Source organism: Pantoea sp. SO10 (assembly GCF_005281435.1).
Lineage (GTDB): Bacteria > Pseudomonadota > Gammaproteobacteria > Enterobacterales > Enterobacteriaceae > Pantoea > Pantoea leporis.
Window position 1 is genome coordinate 337,796 of record NZ_CP040095.1, and the last position, 22,371, is coordinate 360,166.

The 22,371-nt window shown below is 54.7% G+C and carries 23 protein-coding genes; 15 read left to right on the plus strand and 8 right to left on the minus strand.

The window, feature by feature from the left end:
• Positions 1-43 precede the first annotated feature (43 nt).
• Genes FCN45_RS01500 through FCN45_RS01520 form a run of 5 tightly spaced genes read right to left on the minus strand, consistent with a single transcriptional unit; the run spans position 44 to position 4,561 of the window.
• Positions 44-1,036 carry an ABC transporter ATP-binding protein gene (locus tag FCN45_RS01500; protein WP_101763079.1) on the minus strand — a complete coding sequence of 331 codons (993 nt, stop codon included), beginning with the start codon at positions 1,034-1,036 and terminating at the stop codon, positions 44-46.
• A gap of 2 nt (positions 1,037-1,038) precedes the next feature.
• Positions 1,039-1,824, minus strand: a complete 786-nt coding sequence (locus tag FCN45_RS01505; protein ID WP_101763078.1) for an ABC transporter permease — start codon at positions 1,822-1,824, stop codon at positions 1,039-1,041.
• A gap of 10 nt (positions 1,825-1,834) precedes the next feature.
• Positions 1,835-2,680 (minus strand): ABC transporter permease subunit, encoded by an 846-nt coding sequence (locus FCN45_RS01510; protein ID WP_101763077.1) that lies wholly within the window; start codon positions 2,678-2,680, stop codon positions 1,835-1,837.
• A complete protein-coding gene (locus FCN45_RS01515; protein ID WP_101763076.1) occupies positions 2,680-3,489 on the minus strand; it encodes an alkaline phosphatase family protein in 810 nt (269 codons plus the stop codon). The genes FCN45_RS01510 and FCN45_RS01515 overlap by 1 nt, the downstream gene beginning before the upstream one ends.
• A 10-nt stretch (positions 3,490-3,499) precedes the next feature.
• Positions 3,500-4,561, minus strand: a complete 1,062-nt coding sequence (locus FCN45_RS01520) for an ABC transporter substrate-binding protein (RefSeq protein WP_137384958.1) — start codon at positions 4,559-4,561, stop codon at positions 3,500-3,502.
• A 224-nt stretch (positions 4,562-4,785) separates the two neighbouring features.
• On the opposite strand from FCN45_RS01520, the gene FCN45_RS01525 reads away from it, so the two are divergent.
• The 4 genes from FCN45_RS01525 to ubiA all read left to right on the plus strand — a co-directional run bounded on the left by FCN45_RS01525 (position 4,786) and on the right by ubiA (position 7,456).
• Positions 4,786-5,484, plus strand: coding sequence for a UTRA domain-containing protein (locus tag FCN45_RS01525; protein ID WP_101763074.1), 699 nt, complete (start codon positions 4,786-4,788; stop codon positions 5,482-5,484).
• A 68-nt stretch (positions 5,485-5,552) separates the two neighbouring features.
• Entirely contained in the window at positions 5,553-5,963 is a 411-nt protein-coding gene (psiE, locus tag FCN45_RS01530; RefSeq protein ID WP_061718383.1) for a phosphate-starvation-inducible protein PsiE, read from the plus strand.
• Between the two features lie 82 nt (positions 5,964-6,045).
• On the plus strand, positions 6,046-6,564 hold the full coding sequence (gene ubiC / locus FCN45_RS01535) for a chorismate lyase (RefSeq protein WP_137384959.1): 519 nt from the start codon (positions 6,046-6,048) through the stop codon (positions 6,562-6,564).
• 7 nt (positions 6,565-6,571) lie between these two features.
• Complete coding sequence (gene ubiA, locus FCN45_RS01540; protein ID WP_110868146.1) at positions 6,572-7,456, plus strand: 4-hydroxybenzoate octaprenyltransferase; 885 nt, start codon at positions 6,572-6,574, stop codon at positions 7,454-7,456.
• A 48-nt stretch (positions 7,457-7,504) separates the two neighbouring features.
• Here ubiA and plsB read toward each other — a convergent pair whose 3' ends face one another.
• On the minus strand, positions 7,505-9,928 hold the full coding sequence (plsB, locus tag FCN45_RS01545) for a glycerol-3-phosphate 1-O-acyltransferase PlsB (protein ID WP_110868147.1): 2,424 nt from the start codon (positions 9,926-9,928) through the stop codon (positions 7,505-7,507).
• A gap of 127 nt (positions 9,929-10,055) precedes the next feature.
• On the opposite strand from plsB, the gene FCN45_RS01550 reads away from it, so the two are divergent.
• The 4 genes from FCN45_RS01550 (at position 10,056) to FCN45_RS01565 (ending at position 12,980) form a co-directional block, all read left to right on the plus strand.
• Positions 10,056-10,424, plus strand: a complete 369-nt coding sequence (locus FCN45_RS01550; protein WP_101763070.1) for a diacylglycerol kinase — start codon at positions 10,056-10,058, stop codon at positions 10,422-10,424.
• A gap of 105 nt (positions 10,425-10,529) precedes the next feature.
• Positions 10,530-11,144, plus strand: a complete 615-nt coding sequence (lexA, locus tag FCN45_RS01555; protein WP_008109941.1) for a transcriptional repressor LexA — start codon at positions 10,530-10,532, stop codon at positions 11,142-11,144.
• A 136-nt stretch (positions 11,145-11,280) separates the two neighbouring features.
• Positions 11,281-12,603 (plus strand): MATE family efflux transporter DinF, encoded by a 1,323-nt coding sequence (dinF, locus tag FCN45_RS01560; RefSeq protein ID WP_137384960.1) that lies wholly within the window; start codon positions 11,281-11,283, stop codon positions 12,601-12,603.
• 164 nt (positions 12,604-12,767) lie between these two features.
• Complete coding sequence (locus FCN45_RS01565) at positions 12,768-12,980, plus strand: CsbD family protein (protein ID WP_110868149.1); 213 nt, start codon at positions 12,768-12,770, stop codon at positions 12,978-12,980.
• 75 nt (positions 12,981-13,055) lie between these two features.
• Here FCN45_RS01565 and zur read toward each other — a convergent pair whose 3' ends face one another.
• On the minus strand, positions 13,056-13,574 hold the full coding sequence (zur, locus tag FCN45_RS01570; protein WP_101763067.1) for a zinc uptake transcriptional repressor Zur: 519 nt from the start codon (positions 13,572-13,574) through the stop codon (positions 13,056-13,058).
• A 451-nt stretch (positions 13,575-14,025) separates the two neighbouring features.
• On the opposite strand from zur, the gene traF reads away from it, so the two are divergent.
• The 3 genes from traF (at position 14,026) to pspG (ending at position 16,872) form a co-directional block, all read left to right on the plus strand.
• Entirely contained in the window at positions 14,026-15,276 is a 1,251-nt protein-coding gene (gene traF / locus FCN45_RS01575) for a conjugal transfer protein TraF (protein WP_137384961.1), read from the plus strand.
• A gap of 96 nt (positions 15,277-15,372) precedes the next feature.
• Positions 15,373-16,371, plus strand: coding sequence for a tRNA dihydrouridine(20/20a) synthase DusA (gene dusA / locus FCN45_RS01580; RefSeq protein ID WP_137384962.1), 999 nt, complete (start codon positions 15,373-15,375; stop codon positions 16,369-16,371).
• A gap of 267 nt (positions 16,372-16,638) precedes the next feature.
• On the plus strand, positions 16,639-16,872 hold the full coding sequence (pspG, locus tag FCN45_RS01585) for an envelope stress response protein PspG (RefSeq protein WP_246862561.1): 234 nt from the start codon (positions 16,639-16,641) through the stop codon (positions 16,870-16,872).
• A gap of 195 nt (positions 16,873-17,067) precedes the next feature.
• Here pspG and FCN45_RS01590 read toward each other — a convergent pair whose 3' ends face one another.
• A complete protein-coding gene (locus FCN45_RS01590; protein WP_137384964.1) occupies positions 17,068-18,051 on the minus strand; it encodes a quinone oxidoreductase in 984 nt (327 codons plus the stop codon).
• Between the two features lie 73 nt (positions 18,052-18,124).
• Here FCN45_RS01590 and dnaB point away from each other — a divergent pair, with 73 nt between their 5' ends.
• From dnaB to FCN45_RS01610, 4 genes are all read left to right on the plus strand, one after another.
• On the plus strand, positions 18,125-19,531 hold the full coding sequence (gene dnaB, locus FCN45_RS01595; RefSeq protein ID WP_101763062.1) for a replicative DNA helicase: 1,407 nt from the start codon (positions 18,125-18,127) through the stop codon (positions 19,529-19,531).
• A 128-nt stretch (positions 19,532-19,659) separates the two neighbouring features.
• The gene (locus tag FCN45_RS01600) at positions 19,660-20,151 is read left to right on the plus strand and encodes an Lrp/AsnC family transcriptional regulator (RefSeq protein WP_097095220.1); all 492 of its coding nucleotides are present in this window, start codon (positions 19,660-19,662) and stop codon (positions 20,149-20,151) included.
• Positions 20,152-20,379: 228 nt separating this feature from the next.
• Positions 20,380-20,994, plus strand: coding sequence for a YitT family protein (locus FCN45_RS01605; RefSeq protein WP_008109953.1), 615 nt, complete (start codon positions 20,380-20,382; stop codon positions 20,992-20,994).
• 48 nt (positions 20,995-21,042) lie between these two features.
• Entirely contained in the window at positions 21,043-22,236 is a 1,194-nt protein-coding gene (locus FCN45_RS01610; protein WP_137384965.1) for an amino acid aminotransferase, read from the plus strand.
• The last annotated feature ends 135 nt before the right edge of the window (positions 22,237-22,371 follow it).

Sequence of the window (22,371 nt, forward strand, 5' to 3'; positions counted from 1 at the left end):
CGGTAAAACCTTCGCCGCGTTGTGTCGCCTTTTTTCGTTTAAATTAAGCAACCTGGCGCAACGTCGACATCTCTAACTGTAGCCCAATCTGCATACCAGCGGGATGCAAATCTGCCACGCTGCGGTTGAGTACATCTATCGAGAGTTCCACGTTTTGCGCGCGCACCCGATAGCGAATCACGTTGCCAAGCAAGCTGTGGCTGAGGATGGTGGCGGGAATGCCCGCCTGCGGCGCACACAGCTGGATCGACTCCGGGCGAATCGCTACCTGGCCGCTAAACGCCTGTCCGGTCAGCTGCGTTGCCTGCTCGGCGCTCAGCAGGTTGTAGTTGCCGATAAACCCGGCGGCAAACAGATCGGCCGGTTGGGTATAGAGCATTTCCGCGTTGCCGTTCTGCACGATCTTTCCCCGATTCATCAGCACGATGCGATCGGACATGGTCAACGCCTCTTCCTGATCGTGGGTGACAAACAAAGTAGTGAGTTTCAGCTCGCGCTGAATATTGCGGATCTGTTCACGCAGATGGCGACGAATGCGCGCATCCAGCGCCGACAGCGGTTCATCCAGCAACAGCAAGCGTGGACGCGTCACCAGTGAACGCGCCAGCGCCACGCGCTGACACTGTCCGCCAGAGAGTTGATGCGGATAACGCCGCGCGAAGTCGGTGAGTTCCACCAGCGCCAGTACCTCCATCACGCGTTTCTGAATCTCACCGCTGGCCAGTTTCTGCATCTTCAGGCCAAACGCCACGTTCTTCTCCACCGTCATATTGGGGAACAGCGCGTAGCTCTGAAACACCATGCCGATGGTGCGCTTTTGCGGCGGCAGCGGCACGATATCCTGTCCTTGCAGCAACACGTTGCCGCTATCCACTTCGGTCAATCCGGCGATACAGCGCAGCAGCGTCGATTTGCCGCACCCGCTGGGACCGAGCAGCGTAACAAACTCGCCTTCTTCGGCACTGAAATCGATGTTTTCAAAAATGGTGGTCGGGCCATAGCTTTTGTTCAGCTGGGTGACGCTCAGATAACTCATGGTCAGCCTCGTTCAGGATTGAGGGCATTCGCCAGCCAGGTAACCAGCAGGACGACGGCAAAATAGGAGATCACCAGCGCGCTGGTGAAGTGCCCGCTGCCGTTGCGCATGTTAAACAGATATACCTGCAAGGTTTCATAGCGGGTGCCGACCAGCATATTGGCAAAGACAAACTCACCAATCAGGAAGGAGAAGGAGAGCAGCACCGCGATAAATACCCCTTTGCGCAGGTTCGGCAACACCACAAACAGCGCCGCCTGCCAGGTGCTGGCACCGAGCAGCTGCGCGGCATCAATCAGCTCTTTCAGGTTGATGGCCTGCATATTGTTGGAGATGGCGCGATAGATAAACGGCAAGGCGATGGTGAAGTAGCAGCCGATCAAAATCCACGGCGTGCCAGTCAGCATCAGCGGCGACGACGAATAGAGTTGCAGCAGCCCGACCGACGACACCACTGGCGGCACGGCGAAGGGCATCAGGATCAGCACGTTCATCACCGCATCCAGTTTCGGATAGTAGTAAGCGATCACAAACATGGCAGGCAGCACCAGCACCAGCGAGAACAGCAGCGCACCGCAGCAAACCAGTAGCGAATGACCGAGCGCGGTCAGGAAACGCGCATCGCTCCACAGCGCGCTGAGCCACTTCAGCGTAAAGCCCTGCGGCAGGATGGTGTCGCTCCAGCTAGTGGAGATGCCGTACAGCAAAGTAGCCAGCAGCGGCGCGGCTAAAATGGCCAGCAGCAGCCAGACAATCAGGCGATGATAAAATTTTTCCGCGCGCGACACGTGTAGCTCCTCAGGAAGGTTTGGCGTTGAGATAGCTGCGGCGCACCAGATACTGCTGCACCACGGTAATCAGCGCCATAATCAGCACCAGCAACATCGCCAGCGCGCCGCCGGTGTTGGGATCAAGCGAGATATCGCCAGAGACCAGCGCGGCAATACGTACCGGCACCACGTTAAAGTTGCCGGTAGTGAGCGCGTAAATAGTGGCGTAAGCGCCGAGCGCGTTCGCCAGCAAAATCACGAAAGTACCGAGCAGCGCCGGGAACAGAATAGGCAAACCGATGTGCCACCAATAGCGCCAGCGGCCTGCACCCAGCAGCGCGGCGGACTCTTGCCAATCCTGTCGCAAGCCATCAAACGCGGGATAGAGCAGCAAAATGCCGAGCGGGATTTGGAACCAGGTGTACACCAGCACCATGCCATCACGCGAGAACAGCTTGAAGCCTTCCAGCACGCCGTAATGGCGCAGCAGCAGCGTCAGACAACCGTTCAGGCCGAGCAGAATGACGAAGGCAAACGCCAGCGGTACGCCGGCGAAGTTGCTGGTCATGTTGGTAAATGACATCAAAAAACGCTGAAAGCGGCCGCTGCCGAGCTGATGCAGCGAATATCCGGCAACCAGTGAGATCAGCAGGCCGTAAATGCTCGACCAGATGGAGATGTCGAGCGACAGGCGAAACGCCTGCAAATAGAACGGCGAGGTGAGGATATCGCTGTAGTTGTCGAAGCCCCAACGCTCATTGATGTCGCTCCAGAAGCTGTTGATGGCAATCCACAGCAGCGGCGCGAGCTGGAATGCCACCCAGAACAGCGCAAACGGCAGCAGCAATAGCGCGGCGAGCGTTTTGCCTTTCATTACTGCGGCTCCGCCAGTAACGCGCGACATAGCGGTTTGTCATGTTCGACGCCGAGCAAGGTGCACACGATGCCACACAGTTCGGTCTGCTGCGGCTGAAGATCCGGCTGCAGCGAGAAACCTTTGCCAAACACGAACAGCGGCACCTGCGTCTCTTCCGGCAAAATGCCGCCGTGCGAGCGGTCATCGTTCATGCCGTGATCGGCGGTGACAATCACCTGATAACCGGCCGCCAGCCAGTCCGGCATCCACTGCGACAGATAACCATCGGCCATGCGCGCGCGGTTGCGATACTGCGGCGATGACAGGCCGTGCTTGTGTCCGGCATCGTCAATGTTCATCGGGTGGATCAGCAGGAAGTCGGGATCGTGCCGCAAACGTAGGCTTTCTGCATCTTCAAACAGGTGGGAATCCGGATAACCGTCGTCCCAGTAAAAGTGGCCATACTGAATCGGCAGATCGGGCGCGACCGTGTGGCGGTCGCGCGCCGCGTTGAACGGGGATTGATTGTAGAGCTCACTCACCCAGTGGTAGGCGGCTGCCGCGGTGGTGAGACCGGCGGCACGTGCGTAATGGAAGATGCTGCGCTGATTACTCATGCGACTGACGCCGTTGTGAATAATACCGCTGCGCACCGGTGGAATGCCGGTGAGAATGCATTCGTACAGCGGGCGCGACAGCGAAGGCAGTTCGCAAGTCAGCGTATAATATTGGCCGTTGCCCTGCGCGCATTCAGCAAACAGATAGCCCATTGCGTGCTGCGCTACCTGATTACTCAGCCCATCCAACACCACCAGGATCGTTTTCATCCCTCGCTCCTTACTGCTTCATATTAATGATGACGTTCTCTTGCCACAGACGCGGCAGCATTTTCGAGGTTTTATCCCACGCGGCCTGGTCTTTGATTGGACGGGCATTCTTATACTCAGACTGCGGCAGCAGCTTGGCCTGCACGTCGGCGGGCAGAGTTAAATGCTCGGCACGAATCGGGCGCGCATAGCCTTTCGCCAGGTTGATCTGGCCTTCATCAGACAAGATGTATTCACGCGCCAGCTTGGCGGCGTTCGGATGTTTGGCGTATTTGTTGATGATGGTGCTGTAGCCAGAAGTGACGGAACCGTCGGAAGGGATCACCACTTCGTAGCGGTTTTTGTCGATCTGATCGCGGTAGTTCAGACCGTTAAAGTCCCACACCACCGCCACCTGAATTTCGCCTTTTTCAATGTTGGCAATCACCGGATCGGTCACGCCAAGACGGCCTTCTTTCGCCAGATCGCCGAAGAAGCTCAACGCCGGTTTCACATTCTTCTCGTCACCGCCTAATGCATAGCTGGCCGCCAACACGCCGTTCGCTGCCTGAGCCGCAGTGCCGACGTCACCGATAGTGACCACATACTTACCTTTCTTCAGATCGGCCCAGCTGTGCGGCACATCTTTGACCTGCTGCTTATCCACCAGGAACGCGATGGTGCCGGTATACGCCAGCATCCAGTTGCCATCCTGATCTTTCGCCCAGCTCGGGATTTGCTCCCAATGCGTTGGCTTATACGGTTGCGCCACGCCTTTAGCGACGGCAATCGGACCGAAAGCAGCGCCCACATCACCGATATCGGCGCTGGCGTTCTCTTTCTCTGCAGCAAATTTTGCCAGTTCCTGCGCCGAGGACATGTCGGTGTCGCTGTGCTTCAGGCCATATTTGCTGTTGAGGTCACTCCAGGTTTCTTTCCAGTTGGCCCAGCTATCTGGCATGCCGACGCTGTTGACCTGACCTTCGGCGCGCGCCGCTTTTTCTAACGCGGCGAGGTCATTATCTGCGGCTTGCGCGGCGGGCAGCGCAAGCAGTACGGCACTGGCTACTACAGAGGCGATAAACGCTTTCATCTCGATTGCTCCCGGTATATGTTGTGGGACTTCTTGGTCTAGTCCAGCAAGAACCGAGCCAATGTAGCCCGAATAGATGAAGGTTTTATGACCATGGTGGTGAAACGGGGTGTGGCGCGACGATCCACATGCGGTTACAGCGCGCTAAAGCGTGGGTTGTTCTCTGTCACATTGTAGTCATCGAACTGTCATAGTGCAGATTTGCCCCAAAATGAGGCTGAAAAATGATGTCGAAAACGGCGGATGTGATTGCAGCAGGGCTGCGGGAACGCATTGAAAGCGGTGAATTTGCCGGTGGTCGTTTGCCCGCCGAACGTAGCTTAAGCGAACACTATTCCACCACGCGCATTACGCTGCGTGAGGCGCTGGGTTTGCTGGAAGCGCAGGGCATCATCTATCGTGAATTGCGTCGTGGCTGGTTTCTCGCACCGCCTCGGCTGGTCTACAACCCCTCTCATCACAGCCATTTTCACGCCATGGCCGCTGAGCAAGGCCGTATTGCCAGCACTGAAGTGCTGGAGGCGCGCGAAGTGCCAGCGCAATTAGCCATCGCGCGTCATCTGCAACTGCTGGAGGGCGATCGGGTTTACCGCATTCGCCGTTTGCGCCGTATTGATGGCCGCGCCGTGTTGTATGTCGAGCATTACCTCAATCCCGCCTTCTTTCCGGGATTGCTGGATGAAGACCTGACGCGTTCACTCACCGATCTGTATGACCAGCGCTATGGCATTCGCTACGGCGGCGCGCGTTTTACCATTTTGCCGGGACCGCTGCCGGTGCGCGCTGCGCCTGCGCTCAACGTGGCGAGCGGCACGCCCGGCTTGTTGATCACCCGCATCAATCGCGATCAGCACAAGCGCGTGATTGATTGCGACTGCGAGTTCTGGCGCTATGACGCGCTGTGCGTGGATGTCGAAGTATAAATATTGTGATTTTGATCACACTACAGCATGATAGCGCCAGTGAGTAATTGAGAGCGTGAGGCGCAAAAATGACAATAAAAACAGGGGTTGGGCAGTACATCTCGTTAGCATTGCAGTGGGTGCTGAATATTGGTCTGATCATTCTGGCCATTATTCTGGTGGTGTTCCTCGGTAAAGAAACCATTCATCTGGCCAACGTGCTGTTGAGCACCGGCGAGCAGACGTCTTCCTATCTGCTGATTGAAGGCATCGTTATCTATTTCCTCTACTTCGAATTTATCGCCTTGATTGTGAAGTACTTTCAGTCTGGCTATCACTTCCCGCTGCGCTACTTCATCTACATCGGCATCACGGCAATTATCCGCCTGATCATCGTCGACCATAAAAATCCGTTCGATACGCTCTACTACTCGGCGGCGATTTTGATTCTGGTGGTGACGCTGTGGCTGGCGAACAGTAACCGCCTGAAACGCGAGTAATAATATCGCGTGGCACAACGAGCCGTGCCACGCATTCTCCTCTGCGCTAAACTAGGGCAACTTTTTTCCCGGAGATGTCCTGATGTCGCATGACGCGCTGCGCCAGTTACGCGCACTGCACTGGCTGCCAGCCTCTTCACCGCAGCTTTCTGCCCCGCTACTTGACTGGTTAATGGAAGAAGACTCCATGACGCGTCGCTTCGAGCAGCATTGCCAGCAAGTGACCGTAAAACTGATCCGCGAAGCGTTTATTGGCGCTGAAGAGATCTCGGAGGAAGCGGAATTTTTGCCCGCCGACCCGCGCTTCTGGTTACGTGAAATTGTGCTGTGCGGTGATGGCGAACCCTGGCTGATTGGCCGCACCGTGGTGCCAGAAAGCACGCTGAACGGCCCCGAGCAGATGCTGCAACAGCTCGGTACGCGCCCGCTTGGCCGCTATCTATTCTCTTCATCTACCCTGAGTCGCGATTTTATCGATCCCGGTCAGGTTGGCGATTTATGGGGACGCCGTTCCCGCCTGCGTTTGTCGGGCAAGCCGCTGCTGTTAACTGAACTATTTTTACCGGCGTCGCCGCTCTATCGCGCGCTGGATCAAGGATAAAACTACTGTGCAAAACACCTTACCCATGACCAAATGGCAGGCTTACTGCCGCCTGATGCGTATCGATAAACCCATCGGCACTGTGTTACTGCTGTGGCCAACTCTGTGGGCACTGTGGCTCTCCGGCATGGCGATTCCACCGCTGCCGGTGCTGCTGGTGTTTGTGCTCGGCGTTATCGTGATGCGCGCCGCTGGCTGCGTCATCAATGATTACGCTGACCGCAAAATCGATGGTCACGTCAAGCGCACGGCGTCACGTCCGCTGGCCAGCGGCGCGGTGTCCGGGAAAGAGGCGAAGTTGCTGTTTGCCGGTCTCGGTTTGCTGGCGTTTATGCTGGTGTTGACCATGAACACCATGACCATTTTGCTGTCGTTTGGCGGCCTGGCGCTGGCGTGGGTTTATCCGTTTATGAAGCGCTACACGCATCTGCCGCAGGTGGTGCTCGGCGCAGCGTTTGGTTGGGCGATTCCGATGGGATGGGCGGCAGTTAGTGAGTCCTTACCTTTGGTCTGCTGGCTGGTTTTCCTGGCGAATATCTGCTGGACGGTGGCGTATGACACGCAGTACGCGATGGTCGATCGCGATGACGATTTGAAGATTGGCGTAAAATCGACGGCGATTCTGTTTGGTCGTTACGACAAACTGATTATTGGTTTACTGCAGCTGGCAACGCTCGGTTTGATGGCGCTGGTGGGTATGATGCTTCATCTGAATGGGGCGTTTTACTGGTCGCTGCTGCTGGCTGCGGGCTTGTTCGTGCATCAGCAGAAGCTGATTGCCCAGCGCGAGCGCGATCCTTGCTTCCAGGCGTTTCTGAATAACAACTATGTGGGCATGGTGCTGTTTCTCGGCATTTTGCTCAGCACCGTGCCGTTCGCGGATCTGTTATAAACAAAAAAGGCGCACTGAAGTGCGCCTTTTTATTAGCTTGTCGCCGCGTTAATCGTGGGTGACCGCGCTTTCAATCGTAAGACGCACGTCGCTGGTCACCAGTTCCGCCAGCATCTGCCACATCATATGACTGCGTTCGGCATCGGCATCGCCTTTGTCACTGATATATCCTTCATCACGCAGCGTGAGTACCAGCGCAGTAAACACTGCTTTATCAAAGAACTCTGGTGCGTTGATACCGTGCAGCACAGACAGGCGTTGAGCCAGCGTGCGGCTCTCTTTCTCCAGCGTGCCACGGTTGATGGCCGGTTTCGCGCTGAGGATAGCGAAGGTAATCGCGAAGCGCTGCAGCGTCTCACGAATACCCGCCGCCAGCAGTTGCAGCGAACGGTGACGTGCCGGCGTCATTCTTAGTTGACCATCCTGCAAGGTGATCAGGCCCTGACGCGCCATCTCTGCACAGAGTGCGTTAAGTAGTGCAGGCAACTCCGCCTTGTCCCAGCGCAAGAACAACTCGCTCTTTAGCATCGGATATACCAGGCTAACCTGACGCAGCAGCTCTGCTTCGCTGATTTCACGATGTTGCTGCACGATGGCGGCAATCAACGATGGCATCACCAACATGTGATGAATGTTGTTGCGATAGTAGGTCATCAGCACCGCCTGCTCGCGCGGCAGGATGATGATGTCGCCAATGCTGTCTTGCTCGGTCTCGAACTTGTTCATGCCCATGGCGTGATCAAGCAGCGCTTCGGCGCTCATGTCAGGCACCGTGGCTTCCGGCGAATAGGGCACATTGCGCAGCAGCTGGGTGTAGCACTCTAACTGCTCAATCAGCTGTTCGCGGGTCAGTGAACGCTGACGTGACGCCAGCAGTGCGGTGACGCACAGGTTCATGGCATTAGCTGCACCGGCTTCGTTGATGCGCACCATCAGCTTCGCCGCAATGTCATTCACGGCGGGCGTCATCCAGGCAGGGCGTTGCGGTTCGATAGGATCAATCGCATCTCGCCATTCGGGCACGTTTTTGTTCAGATAGTTCATCAACGGCAGGGGTTCACCGAAGTTAACGTAGCCCTGGCCGAGATTGCGCAGCTTACGTAAACCGCGCACCATCTGCAGGAAACTCTCTTTCTCTTTGGCCGCACCCCGCAGCTCTTTGGCGTAGGTGCCCACTTCCATCACATGCTCGTAGCCAATGTAAATCGGCACGAAGGTGATTGGACGACTGCCGCCGCGCAGCATCGCCTGCAGCGTCATTGATAGGGTGCCGGTTTTTGGATCCAGCAAACGACCGGTACGCGAACGTCCGCCTTCCACAAAGTATTCCACGGAGTAACCCCGGCTAAACAACTCGCCAAGATATTCACGGAACACGGTGGAATAGAGTTTGTTGCCCTTAAAGGTACGACGAATAAAGAAGGCGCCCAGACGACGGAAAATCGGGCCGGCTGGCCAGAAGTTCAGGTTAATACCGGCAGCAATGTGCGGCGGCACCAGGCCTTGATGATAAAGCACGTAGGAGAGCAGCAGGTAATCCATGTGGCTGCGGTGGCAGGGCACATACACAATCTCATGACCATCCTGCGCCAGCTGACGCACGCGCTCACCGCCATGCACGTTGATGCCCTGATACAGGCGGCTCCACAGCCAGCCCATCACGCGGTCAGTGACTTTAATCGCTTCATAAGAGAAGTCCGCCGCCACTTCTTCCATCATTTCGATGGCGTTCTGCTGGGCTTTCTCATGCGAAATCTTTTTGCTGCGCGCTTCATCTTCTACTGCTTTTTCGATCGCTTTGGATTGTAACAGCTTGTTGAAGAGATCCTGACGTGCAGGCAGACGCGGGCCGACCGCGGCCAGACGTTGGCGGGCAAAATGAATGCGCGCCACGCGAGCCAGCTTTTGGGCAATCGACTTATCGGTGCCGTGCTCGGTCGCCATCTGGCGCAACGAAACGGTTTGCGAGAAGCGAACAAAGCTGTCGCGGCCGTGCCACAAAATGGCGAAGAACTTCTGCACGCCATTGAGCACGCGCAGATGCGGCGTGGATTCACCGGAGGTTTCACGTCCCGGCGCACGACCAAACATCACCGCGACCGGCAGCATTTGCACATCGAGTTGCGGGTTGCTGCGATGCAAATCCAGATAATCGTGGAACAGCTTTACCGATTCGGGATTGGCCACGAAATAGGGAATTACGCGTGGGCCATCGTGAATAAACACGTGGCGCGGCAGCAGGGTGCCATCGATCTCCAGCGGAGCCAGCGGATCGGGCAGATCATGTTTCAGGCATTGAGCACGCAGTGTGAGCAGGTCAGCCTTTGAATCATAAGGCAAAACATACATCACCGGACGTGTCGGATCGATCCCATGTTCAGAGATAGGATCGGTCGGAATGACCTTACTTTTTACCAAAATAGAGAGTGGTAAATTCAATAATTTGTAATAGAGTTTACGCCAACCTGACATAGACAACTTTAAGCCTCTTGTTAGCAAAGCGCGGCAAGCATACCAGAAAGCGCAGCGAAGGTCTGTGGCTCTGCCGCCTCATACTGCCCACACATTGACGTCAAAATAGTTCAAGGGTTCCATAGACATGGCAAATAACGTCACCGGTTTAGTAAGAATAGTGAAAGCCGCCGGTTATTCCTGGCAGGGCCTGCGTGCCGCATGGCAGCACGAAGCCGCTTTTCGGCAGGAAGCCATTGCCGCGCTGGTGGCCATTCTCGTGGCTTGCTGGCTGGATGTAGATACCCTTTCCCGCATCCTGATGATTGGCTCGGTAGTGCTGGTTATCATCGTTGAGATCCTTAATAGCGCTATCGAAGCGGTGGTCGACCGCATCGGGCAGGAGCAACATCCGCTCGCGGGCCGCGCTAAAGATATGGGATCGGCTGCCGTATTGCTGACTATCTTACTGGCTCTGTTCGTCTGGATCGCGCTGCTCTGGACGCATTTGAGATAGGGATTCCAGATTCATCAAACCGCTGATTTTTCCCTCTGTTACGGTTTTCATTTCGCGAATACCTGTATATACTCACAGCGACTGTATAAACAACCAGGGGGCGGGATGAAAGCGTTAACTGCACGGCAGCAACAGGTCTATGACCTGATTCGCGACCATATTAACCAGACGGGCATGCCGCCAACGCGTGCGGAAATTGCTGCGCAACTGGGTTTCCGCTCGCCCAATGCTGCCGAAGAGCATCTGAAAGCGCTGGCGCGTAAAGGCGTAATTGAAATTGTTTCCGGCGCATCGCGCGGGATTCGTTTGCTGATGGAAGAAGAACCAAGCGAAGGGCTGCCGCTGATTGGCCGCGTCGCTGCCGGTGAACCTTTGCTGGCTCAAGAACACATCGAAGCCCACTATCAGGTGGATGCTAACCTCTTTAAACCGAGCGCCGATTTCCTGCTGCGCGTGAGCGGTATGTCGATGAAAGACATCGGCATTATGGATGGCGATCTGTTAGCGGTACACAAAACGCAGGAAGTGCGTAACGGCCAGGTTGTCGTGGCGCGCATTGATGATGAAGTCACAGTGAAACGCTGGAAAAAGCAGGGTGCGATTGTCCATCTGCTGCCGGAAAACACCGATTTTCAGCCGATTGTCGTGGATACCCGTGAGCAGTCGCTAACCGTTGAAGGTTTAGCTGTCGGGATTGTGCGCAACGGCGAGTGGCTCTGATCAGTTTCTGATCCACTTTAACTGCGGCGGTGCGTGTTTGCGCTGACCGCAGTCTGCTGTTTTACTTCTCTGTGACTCTTTCTGCGGCTCATTCTGGCGCCATTACGCTGATTACCGCACACAACGGAATGGGCTAATGCAGCTGTTTTCCTCTTCAGATAAAACGCTCTGGCGGCTAGCGCTGCCGATGATCCTGTCAAATATCACCGTCCCATTACTGGGTGTAGTGGATACCGCCGTTATTGGTCATCTCGATAGCCCGATCTACCTCGGTGGCGTCGCCGTGGGCACAACCGCCACCAGCTTCATCTTTATGCTCCTGCTGTTCCTGCGCATGAGCACCACCGGACTCACCGCTCAGGCATTTGGCGCCAATGACAAAACGGCGCTGGCGCGCGCCTTAACACAGCCGCTACTGATTGCGCTGGTTTTTGGTGCGCTGTTTATGGTGCTGCGAACGCCGGTCAGCAGCCTGGCGGCAGCGTTAATGGGTGGCAGCCCGGAAGTGCAGCAACAGGCGAAAATATTTATTGAGATTCGCTGGCTAAGTGCGCCCGCAACCTTGGCCAATTTGGTGATTCTTGGCTGGCTGCTGGGCGTGCAGTATGCGCGGGCACCGATGGTGCTGCTAATCATCGGCAACCTGGTGAATATCCTGCTGGATCTGCTGTTCGTGCTCAAACTGCATTGGGGTGTCGCCGGAGCGGCGGCGGCTACCGCGCTGGCAGAATATGTCACGCTGGGCGTGGGTTTGTGGATGGTGGCGCGGGTGCTAAAGATGCGCGGTATCCATTTTGCTTTACTCAAAAGCAGCTGGCGCGGCGATGCGGCGCGGCTATTCCGCCTCAATCGCGACATTATGCTGCGGTCTTTGATGCTGCAAATCTGCTTCGCGTCGCTCACCATCCTTGGCGCACGCATTGGGCCGGATGTAGTGGCAGTCAATGCGGTGCTTCTGATGTTCCTCACTTTCACCGCATACGCGCTTGATGGATTTGCCTACGCGGTTGAAGCCTGTTCGGGTGAAGCGGTTGGGGCCAAAGATCGCAGCCGACTATTGCTGATTTGGCATGCGGCTTGTCGCCAGGCATGCTTCATCGCCGCGATCTTTGCGCTGATTTATGCATTCACCGGTCCGGAGATTGTGGCGATGCTGACGTCACTGGAAGCGCTACGAGAGATGGCCGACCGCTATCTGATTTGGCAAGTGATTCTGCCGCTGGTTGGCGTCTGGTGCTATCTGCTGGACGGCATGTTTATCGGCGCGACGCGCGGGCGTGAGATGCGCAACAGCATGGTGATGGCGGCGATCGGCTACGGTGTCTCGCTGCTCACGCTGCCGTGGCTCGGTAATCACGGTTTATGGCTGGCGGTGACGGTATTCCTCGCGTTACGCGGACTCACGCTGTGGCTCATTTGGCGTGGTCACTGGCGGCGCGATAGCTGGTTTAACGCCTGAATAAGCGAAGCGTAACCTACAGATTAATCTGTATTTCCCTGCAAACTGCGAAGCGGCTACTACAATTACCTCATACGGCGCATATGAGTAGCGCGTTGTCTGGGTATATCGCCAGCTAAGCAGGCAATATATCTATCTCACTCAGGATGTAGTGGAGGAATATTATGAACAAAGACGAAGCGAGCGGAAACTGGAAGCAGTTCAAAGGCAAGTTTAAAGAGAAGTGGGGCAAGCTGACCGATGACGACTTCACTGTGATCGAAGGTAAACGCGATCAGCTGGTTGGTAAAATCCAGGAACGCTACGGTTATGGTAAAGACCAGGCCGAGAAAGAAGTGAAAGACTGGGAAACAACCAACAAAGATTACCGCTGGTAATCTCACTTCACGGATGATGCTCCTACCCGCCAATCATTTAGCGTAGTGATTGGCCCGGCACAGGGATGTGCCTCCCTATTTTCTTACCCGCTTTTTACCCTCGACCTGATGGTCATGCTCGCAGCTTTCATGGTGCGTACAAGCCGCCACTTCTGCGCAATTTTCACACAGGCCATGTGCCTCAATCACGGTATGTCGCAGAGAAAATCCCGCCTGATCCGCTAATGCAGCGATGGTTTTTTCCACGCCATGAGCATGTTTTTCGCTAACTGCCGCACAACCGTCACACACCAACATCACAGAAGTATGTGCTGGCTCATCAAAATGATGGCAAACCACGTAACTGTTATTTGACTCTACGCGATGAATAAATCCCTGTTCCAGCAGGAAATCCAGCGCGCGATAGATGGTGGGCGGTTTTGCTTGCGGTTCACTGACACGCAGTTGATCCAGCAAATCGTAAGCGCTTATCGAACCGTTCTGCTCTGCCATTAAGCGCAACACTTCGGCGCGTTGAGTGGTCAGGCGCACGCCGCGATCAAGGCAAAGTGATTCAGCCTGGGTAAGAAGTTGTTCTGGCGTGAGGTTTGACATAAGCATTCTCCGGGTTGCAGGTGATGTTATTTTATCACACAAATTTTTACGCTGCTGTGATTGCTTATTGTCCTTAAAATCCCTAAGAAAATTCTCCCCAATCAATAGATTACCTTCGCCATTTTTCCGTCAATATTGCTGCAACCCTTATGTCTGTAAAATGCGTCCGGCCAGGCAGCGCAACGTCTGCACGGATTTTGCTTTGCAACTCACCGGGTTAGCGGCTATGGTTCAAAAGGTCTTAAGTAATTTCTGGTCTCAATTTACTCACTGTTAATTTTTCTGCATAAAAACACAGCGGAATGGCGTGGAAGCGTCCAATTCTGCGAATAGCAGTGCTATTTCTTTTTAATTCACAGCAATGAAGCGTTAGCCAGGGTTCAGAATAGCGGCTAACTAAACTTTCAGTCGGTGAGTGATTCAGCGACATTTCAAAGGTGATGGCAGGCTCATGGCGAAGACATTATTCAGGCACAAAAAAGTAGCTTATCTTGTTGGTTTGAATGCAGTATTTCTCTCTTCCTCAGCTCTGGCAGCAGGTACATGGTACGACGCGCGTAACGACGCAATGGGCGGTACCGGCGTAGCCTCTTCCACCTGGAGTTCAGCGGTGCTGGCTAACCCAGCATTGATGACCAAGGCGCAGCCTGAAGATAACGTCAGCATCATTCTGCCATCAGCCGGCGCACAGGTTACCGACAAAGACAAATTGATCGATCGCGTTGACGACATTACCGATACCGTTGATCGTTATCAGGATGTGATCGATAACCTGACCTTTCAGGATTACCTCAATGGTTACCCGCAGCTGAAGGCCGCCGCAGGCGATATGGCAAACCAGCTCAGCGATCTGCGTGGTAATAAAGCTCACGCGACAGCTGGCGTGGCCGTGGCCGTCACCGTTCCGAATGAAACCTTACCTTTTGCCTTTATCACCAAGGCTTACGGCACTGCGATTGTGCGCGCCAACGTGGCAGATAGCGATATTGCTTACCTGCGCGCGGTTGCCAATGGCACGAGAGTGCCTGTGCCGGGTGATGAAAATAACTTACGCTCCAGTGCCAATGGCCTGGCGGCATTAGTCACCGATTATGGTGTGTCAGTCGCGCATGAGTTCTCAATTGCCGGCCATCCGGTTTCTGTCGGCGTGACGCCAAAGCTGCAGAAAACCTGGCTGTATAACTACACCGCGAGTATCTACAACTACGACAAGAGCGACATCAACAGCAGCCGCTACCGTAGCAGCGATACCGGTTTCAACATGGATGCGGGTGTCGCAACAGATTTCGGTGAGAACTGGACCTTTGGTGTGACCGGACAAAACCTGATCTCGCGCGATCTCGATACCAAAGAGGTGAACGGTTACCGCGATACTTATCAAATTCGTCCGTTGGTCACTACAGGGCTCTCCTGGAATAACGGGCCGTTTACGCTGGCTGGGGATGTTGATCTGACTGAAACCAAGCGCTTCAAGTCGGAAGACACCAGCCAATATGCTGGCGTAGGTGCGGAATATCGTGTGCTGGATTGGCTGGCGCTGCGTGCCGGCTATCGCGCCGATCTGAAGTCGACCGATACTGACGTGTTCACCGCCGGTTTGGGTGTGTCACCGTTCAACAATGCTGTCCATCTGGACCTGGCCGGTTCTGTAGGTAAAGACAACACCGTAGGTGCCATGCTGCAGCTCGGATTCAACTTCTAATTACCCGTCTGATAACGGGCGGCTGTGCCGCCCGTTTTGCTGTGATATGATTGCGCAGTTTCTCATCACTTACTTACTGCGGATTTACTGCGTTTCATGACCGATACTTTTTCCTCGCAACGTTTTTCCATCGCCCCAATGCTCGACTGGACCGATCGTCACTGTCGTTATTTTCACCGTAAGCTGAGCGGTGATACGCTGCTGTACACCGAAATGGTGACGACCGGCGCGATCATTCACGGTAAAGGCGACTATCTGGCCTACAGCGAGGAAGAGCATCCGCTGGCGCTGCAGCTGGGTGGCAGCGATCCCGCCGCCCTGGCGCAGTGCGCTAAGCTGGCAGAAGAGCGTGGCTACGATGAGATCAACCTCAACGTGGGTTGTCCATCCGATCGCGTCCAGAACGGCCGTTTTGGCGCCTGCCTGATGGGCGATGCGGCGCTGGTTGCCGACTGCATTAAAGCGATGCGCGATGTGGTGAGCATTCCGGTGACGGTCAAAACCCGCATCGGTATTGATGAGCAGGACAGCTACGAATTCCTGTGTGATTTTATTGGCACTGTGGCGCAACAGGGCGGCTGCGATACCTTTATTATCCACGCGCGCAAAGCGTGGCTGTCGGGTTTAAGCCCGAAAGAGAATCGCGAGATTCCGCCGCTCGATTATCCCCGCGTTTACCAGCTGAAGCGCGATTTTCCGGCGCTGACCATGGCGATTAATGGCGGCATCAAAACGCTGGAAGAGGCCAAACTGCATCTGCAGCATATGGATGGCGTGATGATGGGGCGCGAAGCCTATCAGAATCCGGGCATTCTGGCGCAGGTTGACCGCGAGCTGTTTGGTCGCGATATGCCGCGCGTCGATCCGGTAGCGGTGGTGCGCTCGATGTATCCCTACATTGAAGCTGAACTATCCAAAGGCATGTACCTCGGCCATGTGACGCGCCATATGCTTGGCCTGTTCCAGGGCATTCCGGGTGCGCGCCAGTGGCGTCGCTATTTAAGTGAAAACGCCCACAAACCCGGCGCCGATGTGCGCGTGCTGGAAGCGGCGTTAGCGCTGGTAGCGGATAAGATCCCGCAGGAAGTGATGTAATCACTGTTTAGCATGCCGGAACCTTCCGGTTTGATACGGTGCGCCTTCATGCGCACCGTAAAGCCAGTACCATAATTTTATAGATGGTTATTTCTACGCCGAGAATTAGTTTTTTTCATCACCTCATTACTTCTTCATTCAACTCTTGTCCATTGCTTTCAAGCAGTTAGCTATTTTTATAACCTGGCACGTATTTTGTAATGTCCCTGATGTTACTTACACAGGAGAGCCTTCGTGGAAATTCTATTTGTTATCGGCTTTTTTCTGATGCTGCTGTTCACCGGCGTTTCGTTGCTGGGCGTTATTGCAGCATTGGTGGTGGCGACCGCTTTGATGTTCTTTGGCGGATTGCTGGCAATTGTTATTAAAGTGTTGCCATGGCTGGTATTGGCGGTTGTCGCTGTCTGGCTTTATCGGGCATTTACCACGCCTGCAGGTGAGGCAAAGTTGCGCAGGCTGAAAAGAAAAATCAGCGACTTAGATAGAAGGGACTGGCGCTAATTGCGGTGACGATCACAGACTCGGATATTGCTTAGCATTATTCCGCATTTAAACATATTTTTTACTTATGTTTTCTGTCAGGATGATTGGCGTTGTTTCAAAAGAATTCATCGCCGCTGTCCCTACACCAGCGCGAACTATAAAAAGAAAGAAAAAAAGGGGCTTCCTACGGGAAGCCCCGTTTGCATTTAACGATCAGGGAATCAGCAGGCTGGAACCCTGAGTCGCGCGACTCTCCAGCACCTGATGCGCGCGCACCGCGTCACTCAAGGCAAATTTCTGCTGCTCGGGCACGTTAAGCTGAATCGCGCGGCTGGCGATCAGTGAGAACAACTCATTGCTGGCGGCATCCAGTTCTTCACGGTTGGTGATGTAACCGAACAGCGAAGGTCGGGTGATGAACAGCGAGCCTTTCTTGTTGAGAATGCCGAGATCAACGCCGGTAACCGGACCCGACGCATTACCAAAGCTGACCATTAACCCGTGGCGACGCAGGCTATCCAGCGATGGTTCCCAGGTATCTTTCCCCACCGAGTCATACACCACGGCCACTTTCTCGCCATGGGTCAACTCGCTGACGCGCTTCGCGATATTCTCTTCACGATAGTTAATTGTCGCCCAGGCACCGGCATCTTTAGCTATCTTCGCTTTCTCAGCCGAACCCACCGTGCCAATCAGATGTGCGCCGAGCGCTTTGGCCCATTGGCAGGCGATCAAACCCACGCCACCCGCGGCGGCGTGGAACAGGAAGATTTCATCAGCTTTCACTTTATAGGTTTGGCGCAGCAGATACAGCACGGTTAAACCTTTGAGGAAAGAGGCCGCGCCTTGCTCAAAGGAGATGCTGTCGGGCAGGATCACCAGACGATCTTCCGCCACATTGTGCACTTCGCTGTAGGCGCCCAGCGCGGCCTGGCAATAGACCACGCGATCGCCCGCCTTAAACCGCGTCACCGCCGATCCGACGCGCTTCACCACGCCGGCTGCTTCGGTACCCAGGCCGGAAGGGAAGCTGCTTTGCGGATACAAGCCGCTACGCACGTAGGTATCAATGTAGTTAATGCCAATCGCCTTGTTTTCCACCTGCACTTCATGTTCGGCGGGATCGGCCAGTTCGAAATCGACCCATTGCAGTACATCTGGGCCGCCGTGTTGGTTGAACTGAATACGCTTTGCCATTCTGACTCCTGTGATTGTTCATCCTGGGACGGTATACTTGCGCGTCCCTTTCACGATCGGTAATGCATTCACTATGGCAGGAAATAAACCCACCAACAAATCGAACGAACCCCGCGATCGGCAGCTGGAAGGCGTGAAAATGCCGCCGCATTCCATAGAAGCGGAGCAGTCGGTGCTCGGTGGGTTGATGCTGGATAACCAGCGCTGGGACAACGTTTCTGAACGCGTCGTCGCCAGTGATTTCTTCAACCGCTCGCACCGTCTGATTTTCACGGAAATGCAGCGTTTGCTGGAAGCTGGCCAGCCGATCGACCTGATTACGCTCTCTGAATCGCTGGAAACGCTAGGTGAATTAGAGATGGCCGGCGGCTTCGCCTATCTGGCCGAACTGGCAAAAAATACGCCAAGTGCCGCGAACATTGGTGCTTATGCCGATATCGTGCGTGAACGTGCGGTAGTGCGCGAAATGATTTCGGTGGCGAACCAAATCGCCGATGCCGGTTACGATCCGCAAGGACGCAGCAGTGAAGATCTGCTCGACTTTGCTGAATCGAACGTTTTCAAAATTGCTGAACAGCGCGCTAATAAAGATCAGGGCCCGCAGAATATCGAGCAGATTCTGGAAGCCACGGTATCGCGCATTGAGTCGCTGGTCTCAACGCCGCACGACGGCGTCACCGGCGTCGATACCGGCTATCAGGATTTGAACAAAAAAACCGCCGGTTTACAGGGCTCGGATCTGATCATCGTCGCGGCGCGTCCTTCGATGGGTAAAACCACCTTCGCCATGAATTTGTGCGAAAACGCCGCGATGTTGCAGGACAAGCCGGTGTTGATTTTCAGCCTGGAGATGCCCAGCGAGCAGCTGATGATGCGTATGCTGGCGTCGCTGTCGCGCGTGGATCAGACGCGCATTCGTACCGGTCAGCTGGAAGATGAAGATTGGGCGCGCATTTCCGCCACTATGGGGATTTTGCTTGAGAAGAAGAACATGTTTATCGATGACTCTTCTGGCCTGACGCCCACCGAAGTGCGCTCACGCGCGCGCCGCATCTTCCGCGAAAACGGCGGGTTGAGCCTGATCATGATCGACTATCTGCAGCTGATGCGCGTGCCTGCGCTGTCGGACAACCGTACGCTGGAGATCGCTGAAATCTCGCGCTCGCTCAAAGCGCTGGCGAAAGAGCTGAATGTGCCGGTGGTGGCGCTGTCGCAGCTAAACCGCTCACTGGAACAACGTGCGGATAAGCGCCCAGTGAACTCGGATCTGCGTGAATCAGGTTCGATCGAGCAGGATGCCGACTTGATCATGTTCATCTACCGTGACGAGGTGTATCACGAAAACAGCGATCTTAAAGGCATCGCCGAGATCATCCTGGGTAAGCAGCGTAACGGCCCGATCGGTACGGTACGCTTGACCTTTAATGGCCAATGGTCGCGCTTTGATAACTACGCTGGCCCGCAATACGACGACGAATAACCCTTTCATTCCGGATGCATGCACGTTTTGTGCATGCATTTCACGTCATCAGAAAATAGTGTTGGACAACCCCGGCTTTAATCAGGTTATCTGTAGCAAAGCGCCCCTTATTACGCTGTGGAAACAGAATGACTCAGGTAGACGATCACGACCTTAAGATATTGACATTATTACAATCTAACGGACGCCTCACCAACCAGGAACTCAGTGATTTAGTCGGACTTTCGGCGTCGCAATGTTCACGCCGCCGCATCAATCTTGAGCAGGCCAATCTCATTCTCGGCTATCACGCACGCCTCTCGCCCGACGCGGTGGGCCTTGGCATGGTGGGATTGATTGAAGTGCGATTGAAAAACCATACGCCGGATTATGAAGAGAGTTTCCATCGCATGGTGGAAGAAGAAGCCGCGATTGTTGATGCGTTCAAAACCACCGGCGATGCCGATTATCTGCTGAAAGTGGCGGTAGCCGATCTGGCTTCACTGAGCGCGCTGATCAGCCAGTTAGTGGCTGGCCATCAAAGCGTGGCGCACGTGAAAACCTCCGTGGTATTGAGCCGTTTGAAAGAGAACGGTTTGATGATCATCCCACAGCACAAAACGCGCCAAAAAAGTGCGTGACGTGCTAATCTGGTGCAATTATTGCCTTAATAATGCAAAAAACGCGCACCAGAAAACAGATTTGTGCATGGGTTGATGGTTTAAGTCTCAACTGATGCACAAAAACCTGCAATAAAGCGCCTTAGTTATCAATTGGATAATCACTGGCACCCATCGGCGGCGAGCATACGCCGCCGATGTGGTGCGTTTTTTGCATTTGAACCGCATCATTTGCAATGAGATTAACCCATGGATAACGTTGTTCAACCCACTAAAGTTCCGCATTCGCTGATTGAAGATGCGCTGGCGATAGTCCTCGGCACGCTAATGGTCTCTTTCGGCGTCATTATGCTGAAACAGGCGGGCGCACTCACCGGCAGTTCTGCCGGTATTGCCTTCTTAATCAGCTATTTGTCACCGCTCTCCTTCGGTAGCGCCTTCTTCCTGATCAACCTGCCCTTTTACTGGCTCGCCGTGCGGCGCATGGGCTGGGAATTTACCCTGAAAACCTTCTGCGCGGTTGGCCTGGTGTCGCTGTTCACCCATCTGCATCCACTGTTTGTGCATTTTTCTGCGCTAAATCCGTTTTATGCGACACTGTTCGGTAACGTGGTGATGGGCATTGGGTTTATAGTGTTGTTCCGTCACAAAGCCAGCCTCGGCGGTATTAATATTTTGGCGCTCTGGCTGCAGGACCGCATCGGTCTGCGTGCCGGAAAACTGCAAATGGCGGTCGATACCTGCGTGGTATTAGCGTCGCTGTTTGTGGTGTCGTTACCGATGCTGTTTGCTTCAATCGCGGGCGCGGTGATCCTCAATCTCATCATCGCAATGAATCATCGTCCCGGCCGTTACATGGTTTGATGACGCATCTTTACCTCTTATTTATGACCAATCATGGAGATCTGCACCGTGTTTCAAAACGTTGATGCCTATGCCGGCGATCCGATTCTGTCGTTGATGGAAACCTTCAAACAAGATCCGCGCGATAACAAAGTAAACCTGAGCATTGGTCTCTATTACAACGAAGCGGGCATCATTCCTCAGCTGCAGGCGGTCGCCGCAGCAGAAGAGCGCCTGCAGGCGCAGCCGCATCAGGCGTCGCTGTATCTGCCGATGGAAGGTCTGAACGCTTACCGTAACGCCATTGCGCCGCTGCTGTTCGGTAAACAACATCCAATGCTGCAAGCGGGCCGCATTGCGTCCATCCAGACGTTGGGCGGCTCAGGCGCGCTGAAAGTCGGTGCTGATTTCCTTAAGCGTTACTTCCCGACGTCCAACGTGTGGGTGAGCGATCCGACGTGGGAAAACCACGTCGCAATCTTCAACGGTGCCGGTTTCGAGGTGAATACCTATCCGTGGTATGACGCGGAAACCAACGGCGTGAAGTTTGATGCGTTCATCGCCAAACTGAAAACCTTGCCGAAGCAATCCATCGTGCTGCTGCACCCGTGCTGCCATAACCCAACCGGCGCCGATCTCACCAACGCACAGTGGGATGAAACCACCGAAGTACTGAAAGCGCAGGAGCTGATTCCGTTCCTCGATATCGCTTATCAGGGCTTTGGCGCGGGCATGGAAGCGGATGCTTATGCGATTCGCGCGATTGCGGCCGCGGGTCTGCCTGCGCTGGTCAGCAACTCGTTCTCCAAGATTTTCTCGCTATACGGCGAGCGCGTTGGCGGCCTGTCTATTGTCTGCGATAGCGCGGAAGAGTCCGCTCGTGTGTTGGGCCAGCTGAAAGCCACCGTGCGCCGCAATTACTCCAGCCCGCCAAACTTCGGTGCGCAGGTAGTTTCCTGCGTACTGAACGACGAAGCGCTGCTCAACAACTGGCTGGCAGAAGTCGAAGCGATGCGTCTGCGCATCATCGACATGCGTCAGGCATTGGTTGAAGTATTGAGTACCAAACTGCCGGGACAAAACTTTGATTACCTGCTGAAACAGCGCGGCATGTTCAGCTATACCGGCTTGAGCGCGCAGCAGGTTGACCGTCTGCGTGATGAGTTTGGCGTGTATCTGATCGCCAGCGGCCGCATGTGCGTTGCCGGCCTGAACAGCCGTAACGTCAACCAGGTTGCTGAGGCGTTTGCTGCGGTGATGTAACTTCACTGCGACGGCGCGCCACAAAAAACCGCCAACATGGTTTGGCGGTTTTTTATTTATAACTTTTTTTAACTACAAACCGGACTGGTCTCGTTAGCGCTTCTCCCCATGAGTGTAAATATCCTCCAGCCTGAA